Source organism: Mycobacterium sp. ACS4331 (assembly GCF_001667265.1).
In the GTDB taxonomy this organism is placed as follows: domain Bacteria; phylum Actinomycetota; class Actinomycetes; order Mycobacteriales; family Mycobacteriaceae; genus Mycobacterium.
Window position 1 is genome coordinate 1 of sequence record NZ_LZHW01000027.1, and the last position, 9,605, is coordinate 9,605.

The 9,605-nt window shown below is 67.3% G+C and carries 11 protein-coding genes; 10 read left to right on the top strand and 1 reads right to left on the bottom strand.

Annotated features, from left to right (window positions below; genetic code table 11):
• On the bottom strand, positions 1–1,344 hold a 1,344-nt coding region (locus tag A5727_RS07145; protein WP_068246801.1), incomplete at its 3' end, for an acyclic terpene utilization AtuA family protein.
• 220 nt (positions 1,345–1,564) lie between these two features.
• Between A5727_RS07145 and rpmF the strand changes: the two genes are divergently transcribed.
• The 10 genes from rpmF (at position 1,565) to A5727_RS07190 (ending at position 9,502) form a co-directional block, all read left to right on the top strand.
• The gene (gene rpmF, locus A5727_RS07150; protein WP_068246826.1) at positions 1,565–1,738 is read left to right on the top strand and encodes a 50S ribosomal protein L32; all 174 of its coding nucleotides are present in this window, start codon (positions 1,565–1,567) and stop codon (positions 1,736–1,738) included.
• Between the two features lie 67 nt (positions 1,739–1,805).
• Positions 1,806–2,492: a response regulator transcription factor gene (locus A5727_RS07155; RefSeq protein ID WP_068246828.1), complete on the top strand. Its 687-nt coding sequence runs from the start codon at positions 1,806–1,808 to the stop codon at positions 2,490–2,492.
• 7 nt (positions 2,493–2,499) lie between these two features.
• Complete coding sequence (locus A5727_RS07160) at positions 2,500–4,020, top strand: HAMP domain-containing sensor histidine kinase (protein WP_082949649.1); 1,521 nt, start codon at positions 2,500–2,502, stop codon at positions 4,018–4,020.
• Between the two features lie 58 nt (positions 4,021–4,078).
• Positions 4,079–5,455 (top strand): S1C family serine protease, encoded by a 1,377-nt coding sequence (locus A5727_RS07165; RefSeq protein ID WP_068246805.1) that lies wholly within the window; start codon positions 4,079–4,081, stop codon positions 5,453–5,455.
• Positions 5,456–5,526: 71 nt separating this feature from the next.
• Positions 5,527–6,021, top strand: coding sequence for a MogA/MoaB family molybdenum cofactor biosynthesis protein (locus tag A5727_RS07170; RefSeq protein WP_068246809.1), 495 nt, complete (start codon positions 5,527–5,529; stop codon positions 6,019–6,021).
• Positions 6,022–6,270: 249 nt separating this feature from the next.
• Positions 6,271–6,405 (top strand): hypothetical protein, encoded by a 135-nt coding sequence (locus tag A5727_RS28350; protein ID WP_286150030.1) that lies wholly within the window; start codon positions 6,271–6,273, stop codon positions 6,403–6,405.
• Positions 6,406–6,694: 289 nt separating this feature from the next.
• Positions 6,695–7,336 carry a porin MspA gene (gene mspA / locus A5727_RS07175; RefSeq protein WP_068246812.1) on the top strand — a complete coding sequence of 214 codons (642 nt, stop codon included), beginning with the start codon at positions 6,695–6,697 and terminating at the stop codon, positions 7,334–7,336.
• Between the two features lie 197 nt (positions 7,337–7,533).
• Complete coding sequence (mspA, locus tag A5727_RS07180; protein ID WP_068246815.1) at positions 7,534–8,175, top strand: porin MspA; 642 nt, start codon at positions 7,534–7,536, stop codon at positions 8,173–8,175.
• Positions 8,176–8,387: 212 nt separating this feature from the next.
• On the top strand, positions 8,388–9,029 hold the full coding sequence (mspA, locus tag A5727_RS07185) for a porin MspA (RefSeq protein WP_068246820.1): 642 nt from the start codon (positions 8,388–8,390) through the stop codon (positions 9,027–9,029).
• A gap of 134 nt (positions 9,030–9,163) precedes the next feature.
• Positions 9,164–9,502 (top strand): hypothetical protein, encoded by a 339-nt coding sequence (locus A5727_RS07190; protein WP_157521269.1) that lies wholly within the window; start codon positions 9,164–9,166, stop codon positions 9,500–9,502.
• Positions 9,503–9,605 lie beyond the last annotated feature (103 nt).

Consider the following 9,605-nt stretch of genomic DNA (forward strand, 5'->3'; position numbering starts at 1 on the left):
CGGCAGGGCGGGCTCCTCGACGGGTGTGAGGGCCTGCGTCTGGGGGGCGGCTGGGATGGCGATGCGTGTGCCGTCGTCGAGCACCGCGACGTGCGGCACCTCGGCGGCGTCGACGTATCCCGCGGTGAACACGCCGTACACCGATCCGTCGCCCGGTGGTGCGGTGACGTGGAAACCCGGATAGCTGGCGAGTGCGAGTTCGATTCCGGCGCTGGTGAATCCGCGGCCCACCTTGGCGGGGTCGGGATCGCGCACCGTGCAGTGCAGCAGCGCGCTCGCGGTCTCCTCGGTGTCGGCGTCGGGGTGGTCGGTGCGCGCCAGGGTCCACTCCATCTGCGCGGGACGCACCGTCAGCGCGGCGTCGAGTTGGCGCTTGACCAACTCGGCCTTGGCCTCGATGTCCAGTCCCGTCAGCACGAAGCTGATCGAGTTGCGGAACCCGCCGATGCCGTTGAGGGACACCTTCAGCGTCGGGGGAGGGGGTTCGCCCTTCGCGGCGCTGATCGCGACGCGGTCGGGGCCGTCGTCGCGCAGGGTCACGCTGTCGAGCCGCGCGGTCACATCGGGGTTGGCATAACGGCCGCCGGTCACCTCGTAGAGCAGTTGGCTTGTCACGGTCCCGACCGTGACGGCACCACCGGTGCCGTCGTGCTTGGTGATGACCGACGACCCGTCGGCGGCGATCTCGGCCAACGGGAACCCCGGGTGGGTCAGGTCGCCGAGTTCGGTGAAGAACGCGTAGTTGCCGCCGCAGGCCTGGACGCCGCATTCGATGACGTGGCCCGCGATCACGGCGCCCGCGAGGCGGTCGTAGTCATCGGGTCGCCAGCCGAAGTGCGCGGCGGCCGGGCCGACGATCACCGACGCGTCGGTGACCCGGCCGGTGACCACGATGTCGGCGCCGGCGTTCAGGCACTCGACGATTCCCCACGCGCCGAGGTAGGCGTTGGCGGTCAGGGGCGAGCCCAACCCGAGGTCGGCGGCGCGGGGCGCCAGGTCGTCACCCTCGACGTGCGCGACCGAGGTCTCGATGCCCAGGCGGGCCGCCAGGGTGCGGACCGCGCTGGCCAGACCGGCGGGATTGAGGCCGCCCGCGTTGGTGACGATGCGCACACCGGTGTCCTTGGCCAGTCCGAGGCACTCCTCGAGCTGGCGCAGGAAGGTTTTGGCGTAGCCGCCATCCGGGTTCTTCATCCGGTCGCGGCCGAGGATGAGCATGGTCAGCTCGGCCAGGTAGTCGCCGGTCAGATAGTCGAGGTCACCGTCGGTGAGCATCTCGCGCATGGCCGAAAGCCGGTCGCCATAGAACCCCGAGCAGTTGCCGATGCGAACCGCATCCGTCACCCGCGCCCTCCGATCCTGGCCCCCCAACCAGTCGGTAGGTTACCGGGTACCGCCGGTTCCGAGTCAAGGGTTGACACGGGGTTCCGCTCACCCTGCCCGCTGAATTTGGGGAGCCCGCAGCCCACCGGCTATCCTGAACTGCAATTGTCGCCGCTGATGTCCGCGCGACCGACTGAACTTGTCCCGAATTTTTGGGGACCAACCGAAGGAGATGCACGTCATGGCCGTGCCGAAGCGCAGAATGTCGCGTGCGAACACCCGTAGCCGTCGCGCACAGTGGAAGGCCGAGGCCACCGGTCTGGTCAACGTGACCGTCGCAGGCCAGCAGCACAAGGTGCCGCGCCGTCTGCTCAAGGCCGCTCGCCTGGGCCTGGTTGACCTCGACAAGCGCTGACCCTGCTTGAACGCCGCTCGGCGCGCCTCTCAGTCTGGTCTCAGGCGGTGGGATAACACTGGTGGCCGTGCGGATTCTTGTCGTCGATGACGATCGCGCTGTGCGCGAATCACTGCGCAGGTCCCTCACCTTCAACGGTTACTCGGTTTCTCTTGCGGAGGACGGCGTCGAGGCGCTGACCACCATCTCGGAGGAACGCCCCGACGCGGTCATCCTGGACGTGATGATGCCGCGCCTGGACGGCCTGGAAGTGTGTCGGCAGCTGCGCAGTACAGGTGATGACCTGCCCATTCTGGTGCTCACTGCGCGGGACTCGGTGTCCGAGCGGGTCGCGGGGCTGGACGCCGGCGCTGATGACTACCTCCCCAAGCCGTTCGCGCTGGAGGAACTGCTCGCCCGGATGCGTGCCCTGCTTCGGCGCACGACGCTCGACGATCAGGCCGATTCGGAGACGCTGACCTTCGCAGACCTCACCCTCGATCCCGTCACCCGCGATGTCACCCGTGGCACGCGGCACATCAGCCTCACGCGCACCGAGTTCGCGCTGCTGGAGATGTTGATCGCAAATCCGCGGCGTGTCCTGAGTCGCAGTCGCATCCTTGAGGAGGTCTGGGGTTTCGACTTCCCGACCTCCGGAAACGCACTCGAGGTGTATGTCGGTTATCTGCGGCGCAAGACCGAGGCGGAGGGGGAGCCACGGTTGATCCACACCGTCCGCGGTGTGGGTTACGTGCTGCGTGAGACGCCGCCGTGAGGCCGTGATGGGTCTGTTCCGCCGGCGGAAATCGCCGGAGAACCCCCCGCCGCAGGCCACGCCGTCGCTGTCGTTGCGCTGGCGCGTGATGCTCCTCGCGATGTCCATGGTGGCGATGGTGGTGGTCTTGATGGCCGTCGCGGTCTACGCGGTGGTGTCGGCGGCCCTCTACGACGACATCGACAACCAGCTGCAGAGCCGGGCCCAGCTGCTGATCGCCAGCGGCTCCCTGGCGGCCGACCCCGCCAAGGCCATCGAGGGCACGGCGTACTCCGATGTCAATGCGATGCTGATCAACCCCGGGAAGTCCATCTACACGGCCAACCAGGAGGGGCAGACCCTGCCGATCGGCAACACCGAGAAGGCGGTGATCCGGGGCGAGCTGTTCATGTCGCGCCGTACAGCCGACGACCAGCGCGTCCTGGCGGTGCACCTGCCCAACGACAGCACGCTGCTGATCTCGAAGAGCCTGGCTCCCACCGATGCGGTGATGACGAAACTGCGCTGGGTGCTGCTGGTGGTGGGCGGCGTCGGTGTCGGGGTGGCCGCCGTGGCGGGCGGGATCGTGATCCGGACCGGGCTGCGGCCGGTGGCCCGGCTCACGCAGGCCGCCGAACGCGTCGCGCGCACCGATGACCTGCGTCCCATCCCGGTGTTCGGCAGCGACGAGCTCGCGCGTCTCACGGAGGCGTTCAACACCATGCTTCGCGCGCTCACCGAATCACGTGAGCGTCAGGCGCGGCTGGTCGCCGACGCCGGCCATGAGCTTCGGACGCCGCTGACGTCGTTGCGGACCAACGTCGAACTGTTGATGGCCGCGCACAAACCGGGTGCCCCGCCGATCCCCGAGAGCGAGATGGCCGAGCTGCGATCCGACGTGATCGGCCAGATCGAGGAGTTGTCCACGCTGGTGGGCGATCTGGTGGACCTCACCCGCGACGATGCGGGCGGTGTCGTACACGAGCCCGTCGACATGGTGGAGGTCATCGACCGCAGCCTCGAGCGGGTCCGGCGACGCCGCAACGACATCGAGTTCGATGTCGACGTGACCCCGTGGCAGGTCTACGGCGACGCCACCGGGCTGTCGCGCGCGGTGCTCAACCTGCTCGACAATGCGGCCAAGTGGAGCCCTTCAGGGGGCCGGGTGGGGCTTCGGCTCACCCAACTGGATCCGACGAATGCCGAGCTGGTGGTGTCCGATCTCGGACCCGGAATCCCGCCCGAGGAGCGCAGGCTGGTGTTCGAGCGGTTCTATCGGTCGACGGCCGCGCGTGCGATGCCGGGGTCGGGTCTCGGTCTGGCCATCGTCAAACACGTTGTGCTCAAACATGGTGGTGCGTTGCGCGTCGAGGACACCGTGCCGGGCGGTCAGCCGCCGGGTACGTCGATCTTCGTTCTGCTGCCGGGTCGGCCCCTGCCACCCGTGTCGAATCCGGACGTACCGGTGGCTTTCAGCAACAATGGGGAGAAGTCACCGCCACCGCAGAGCGTTGTCTCAGTCGATTCTCAGTCGATGCAGGCAAGGTAGATGCCAACGGGCCGACTGGCCAGACTGAGCCTCCCAAGCGAAGGACACAAGCGAATCCATGACGAACCAGCCGAGGTACGTTCCGCCGCAGCACGGCCCGCAGGGTCAGCCGACTGGGGCCAATCCGCATGCACCGCAGGCGTATCCGGGGCAGTACCAGCAGGGCTACGACTGGCGGTACGCCACGCAGCAGACCGGCCAGCAGCCCCGTCCGCCCTACGATCCCTATCGAACGGGTCCCCAGCAGCCTCTCCAGCAGCCGCGTCCGGTCAAGCCCGGAAAGCGTTCCCGCACAGTCGGGTTGGCTGCCGGTGCGCTGGCGATCGCGGTGGTCTCGGCCGGCGTCGGCGGCGCGGTGGCGTTGCTCGTCGAACCGGATCCGCAGGCGCCGTCGAGCGTCTCCTCCGCCAACGGCCCCGCGCCGAGCATGCCCGCGGCCAACGTGCCCGCGGGATCGATCGAACAGGTCGCCACCAAGGTGGTGCCCAGCGTGGTCAAGCTCGAGACTGATCTGGGCCGGGCCAACGAGGAGGGTTCCGGCATCATCCTGACGTCGGACGGCCTCATCCTGACCAACAACCACGTGGTCTCCGCGGCCGCGGGCGGTCCCGTGCCCGGTGGCGGCGGCTCGCCCGTCGAGCCGGACGCGCCCAGCCCGCGCGGCGCCAAGCCCACCACCACGGTGACGTTCGCCGACGGACGCACGGCGCCCTTCACCGTCGTGGGCACCGATCCCGCCAGTGACATCGCGGTCGTGCGGGCCGAGGGGGTGTCCGGCCTGACCCCGATCACGCTCGGGTCGTCGGCGGATCTGCGCGTCGGGCAGAACGTCGTCGCGATCGGGTCCCCGCTGGGGCTCGAGGGCACTGTGACGACGGGGATCGTCAGCGCGCTCAACCGCCCGGTCTCCACGGCCGGTGATGCGGGCAACCAGAACACGGTGCTCGACGCCATCCAGACCGACGCTGCCATCAACCCCGGCAACTCGGGCGGTGCGCTGGTGAACATGAACGGTGAACTGGTCGGCATCAACTCCGCCATCGCGACCCTGGGCGGCGACTCGCAGGACGGCCCCAAGGGCGGGTCGATCGGCCTCGGTTTCGCGATTCCGGTGGATCAGGCCAAGCGGATCGCCGACGAGTTGATCGCCACCGGAAAGGCGTCGCACGCCTCCCTCGGCGTGCAGGTCAGCAATGACACCAGCTCCAACGGCGCCAAGATTGTCGAGGTGACGCCGGGCGGCGCGGCCGCCGGCGCGGGCCTGCCCAGCGGTGTCGTCGTCACCAAGGTCGACGATCGCGTGATCGCCAGCGCGGACGCCCTGGTGGCCGCGGTGCGCTCCAGGGCGCCCGGCGACACCATCACGCTGACATACGTCGGGGATTCGGGCGAACCGGTTTCGCTGCAGGTGACGTTGGGTAAGGCCAAGCAGTGACCATCGAAGTTCCCCCTGCCACTCTGACGGCGGTGACACCGTTGTCCCGCTCCGGATATACGGTGGCATCCATGGAACAGCCTGTGGAGCTGGTGGGTAGGGCGCTTGTGGTCGTGGTCGACGACCGTACGGCGCATGGGGAAGAGGACCACAGCGGTCCGTTGGTGACGGAACTGCTGAACGAAGCCGGTTTCGTGGTCGACGGCGTGGTCGTGGTCGCCGCCGACGAGGTGGAGATCCGGAATGCGCTCAACACCGCCGTCATCGGCGGTGTTGACCTCGTCGTCTCGGTCGGCGGGACCGGTGTCACACCGCGTGACGTCACACCTGAGGCCACGACGGACATCTTGGACCGGGAACTGCTCGGGATCGCCGAAGCGCTGCGTGGGTCCGGCCTGTCGGCCGGCATCACCGACGCCGGACTGTCCCGCGGGCTCGCCGGGATCTCAGGGAGCACCCTGGTGGTCAACCTGGCGGGCTCCCGCGCCGCGGTGCGCGACGGGATGGCCACCCTCAACCCCCTGGCCGCACAGGTCATCGGGCAACTGTCGAGCCTGGAGATCTAGCACGCACCTCGACAGCGGTCGAAGCAGTTACGGGCACCGTGAGCCGAACTCGGCGCGGTGCCCGTTCGTTATTCCATGCTGGTGAGCGGACCCCGTTCCGTAACGGAAGTTACGACTTCGTGAACAGGGGAAATGTCGGTTTATGTTATCTCCATCACACTACGGGAGGCGTTGTGGCGGGAGCGGCACCGAGGGACCGGGATTCAGTTAACAAGATCTTCGGTACAGAAATTCCGCAGGAGTCGAGCGATGAGCGCGATCCTGACGCCGGACGCGATGCGCGGGACCGGGATCAGTGGCTGCGGGACAACGTTCCGCCTCACCACGGCTGATCGATCGCACCTGTTGGCCCGCTGTTTGGGCTGGTACGGCCAGTGGTCCTGAATGGACGTTGCTGGCGGGCCTGCCCGTGCCCGCCTGGGGGAACACCACGGCCGCGGCCGGGCCGCGTCAAGCCATACTCTTGCGTTAGCAAACTTCTGACAGGTCCCGCCAGGGTTTTCGGCGGAAATCCTGTGCGTTGCCCACCTGAGTAAGCGCCGTTATGTTCCTCGTGTCGCAAACGATGAGCGAAAAATAAGGGTTCCATGTGAGGGTTCTCATCTGGATGTCCCTTATGCAACCCCCCGTTCGGTGAGCCCCCCGGATCACCGCAGACACAGCTAGGGAGAACATGAAGGTAATCAGTCGGGTGCTGGTGGCGGTTCTCGCCGCGTTCGCCACCCTGTTCGTGGGAACGGGCACCTCGCACGCTGGGCTGGACAATGAGCTGAGCCTGGTCGACGGTCAGGGCCGCACCCTGACGATCCAGCAGTGGGACACGTTCCTCAACGGTGTGTTCCCGCTGGACCGCAACCGTCTGACCCGTGAGTGGTTCCACTCCGGCAAGGCCGTGTACGCGGTGACCGGTGAGGGTGCCGACGACTTCGAGGGTGTGCTGGAGCTGGGCTACCAGGTCGGCTTCCCGTGGTCGCTGGGTGTGGGCATCAACTTCAGCTACACCACGCCGAACATCGCCCTGGACGGCCAGGACTTCATTGGTCCTGACTTCATCGACGTCTTCCCCGGCATCACCACCCCGCCGTTCTTCCCGGGTGTGTCGATCAGCGCTGACCTGGGCAACGGCCCCGGTATCCAGGAAGTCGCGACCTTCTCGGTCGACGTCTCCGGTGCCAACGGCGCCGTGGCGGTCTCCAACGCCCATGGCACCGTGACCGGTGCCGCCGGCGGTGTGCTGCTGCGTCCCTACGCCCGCCTGATCTCCGGCGCCGGCGACAGCGTCACCACCTACGGCGAGCCGTGGAACATGAACTGACCTGACTCAGGTCACTCCAGAGCGGCCCCCGGCGCACTGCGTCGGGGGCCGCTTTTGGTATGAAAGCCGTGAGGATCACTCTGTGCGTTTGTTAAATCTTTGCGACTCGAGTTGCGGGAGTGGGCACTACTTCTTAAGTTTCCATGAGAAAACTTACGAGAGTTTTTGGTGAGACAACTCAAGGAGTGGGGACAACATTGAAGGTAATCAGTCGTGTTTTGGTGGCGGTTCTCGCCGCGTTCGCCACTCTGTTTGTGGGAACGGGCACGTCAAACGCCGGCTTGGACAATGAGCTGAGCCTGGTCGACGGTCAGGGCCGGACCCTGACGATCCAGCAGTGGGACACGTTCCTCAACGGTGTGTTTCCGCTGGACCGCAACCGTCTGACCCGTGAGTGGTTCCACTCCGGCAAGGCCGTGTACGCGGTGACCGGCGAGGGTGCCGACGACTTCGAGGGTGTGCTGGAGCTGGGCTACCAGGTCGGCTTCCCGTGGTCGCTGGGTGTGGGCATCAACTTCAGCTACACCACCCCGAACATCGCCCTGGACGCCCAGGATTTCGTCGGTCCTGACTTCATCGACGTCTTCCCCGGCATCACCACCCCGCCGCTGTTCCCGGGTGTGTCGATCAGCGCTGACCTGGGCAACGGCCCCGGTATCCAGGAAGTCGCGACCTTCTCGGTCGACGTCTCCGGTGCCAACGGCGCCGTGGCGGTCTCCAACGCCCATGGCACCGTGACCGGTGCCGCCGGCGGTGTGCTGCTGCGTCCGTACGCCCGCCTGATCTCGGGCTCCGGCGACAGCGTCACCACCTACGGCGAGCCGTGGAACATGAACTGACCTGACTCAGGTCACTCCAGGACGGCCCTCCGCGCACGGCGCGGGGGGCCGTTCTGGTTGTGCGAATGATGAAACCCTGACATATCCGTCAGCATGGAGCCCGTTCCTGCAATCGGCCTGTGTGATTCATGGGAGTTTCCGTGCTGACGTTGCAGGCCCGGTCTGAGTCTTCTTAAGTCTCCATGAGAAACCACCACAGAGAGCGGGAGAACATGAAGGTAATCAGTCGGGTGCTGGTGGCGGTTCTCGCCGCGTTCGCCACCCTGTTCGTGGGGGCCGGCACCTCGCACGCTGGCCTGGACAATGAGCTGAGCCTGGTGGATGGTCAGGGCCGGACCCTGACGATCCAGCAGTGGGACACGTTCCTCAACGGTGTCTTCCCGCTCGATCGCAACCGTCTGACCCGTGAGTGGTTCCACTCCGGCAAGGCCGTGTACAACGTCGCCGGAGACGGCGCCGACGGGTTCGAGGGCGTGCTGGAGCTGGGCTACCAGGTCGGCTTCCCGTGGTCGCTGGGGGTGGGCATCAACTTCAGCTACACCACCCCGAACATCGCCCTGGACGCCCAAGACTTCATCTCGCCGGGCGTGATCGACCCGTTCCCCGGCATCACCACCCCGCCGCTGTTCCCCGGTGTGTCGATCAGTGCCGACCTGGGCAACGGCCCCGGCATCCAGGAAGTCGCGACCTTCTCGGTCGACGTCAAGGGGCCCCACGGAGCGGTGGCGGTCTCCAACGCCCACGGCACCGTCACGGGGGCCGCGGGAGGCGTTCTTCTGCGTCCGTACGCGCGCCTGATCTCCGGCGCCGGCGACAGCGTCACCACCTACGGCGAACCATGGAATATGAACTGAGCCCGAAGGTGTTTCGCGCTCTGCAACGACCCAGGTCGGGCAAGCACGGATGGGCATTTACTGGTACGTTATGCACACGCAGAAACACGCTGCTTGTACGGCATATATCTCGCGGTTGAGAGAAGGGAATGGCGGTGGCCAAACACCCCAGTAGGAAACTGAGGATCGCCGGTTTCGGTGCGGTCGCGGCGACGGCGGCTCTGCTGAGCCTCGGCGCCGGCACCGCCTACGCCGACGAACTCGCAGCTGACCCGGCGGCCCCGTCGCAGGGTCCCGCGGTCGAGGGCGGCGTGCGCGCGCCGGGCGGTCAGGGCGAGACCAGGGCCTCTGACATCGGCTCGGTGAACGCGCAGGGCGAGGTCCGCGGTTCGGACATCGCGGTTCCCGTCGTCAAGGGCGGCTCGCCGCCTCCGGGCAACCTGGCCGAGCTGGGCTACGACTGCCTCTTCTCGTGGTCGCAGTTCTGCCAGTAAACGGAAGAGTGACGGGGCCGGGGGGGGCGGCCGGGGGGGGGCGCGGTGGGGGGGGGGGGGGGGGGGGGGGGGGCGGGGGGGGGGGGGGGGGGGGGGCGCAGGG

Excerpts from the sequence above, each read along its gene's own strand:
- rpmF (WP_068246826.1), top strand. The coding sequence starts at position 1,565 with ATGGCCGTGCCGAAGCGCAGAATGTCGCGTGCGAACACCCGTAGCCGT.
- A5727_RS07160 (WP_082949649.1), top strand. The coding sequence starts at position 2,500 with ATGGGTCTGTTCCGCCGGCGGAAATCGCCGGAGAACCCCCCGCCGCAG.
- A5727_RS07165 (WP_068246805.1), top strand. The coding sequence starts at position 4,079 with ATGACGAACCAGCCGAGGTACGTTCCGCCGCAGCACGGCCCGCAGGGT.
- mspA (WP_068246812.1), top strand. The coding sequence starts at position 6,695 with ATGAAGGTAATCAGTCGGGTGCTGGTGGCGGTTCTCGCCGCGTTCGCC.
- mspA (WP_068246820.1), top strand. The coding sequence starts at position 8,388 with ATGAAGGTAATCAGTCGGGTGCTGGTGGCGGTTCTCGCCGCGTTCGCC.
- A5727_RS28350 (WP_286150030.1), top strand. The coding sequence starts at position 6,271 with ATGAGCGCGATCCTGACGCCGGACGCGATGCGCGGGACCGGGATCAGT.
- A5727_RS07170 (WP_068246809.1), top strand. The coding sequence starts at position 5,527 with ATGGAACAGCCTGTGGAGCTGGTGGGTAGGGCGCTTGTGGTCGTGGTC.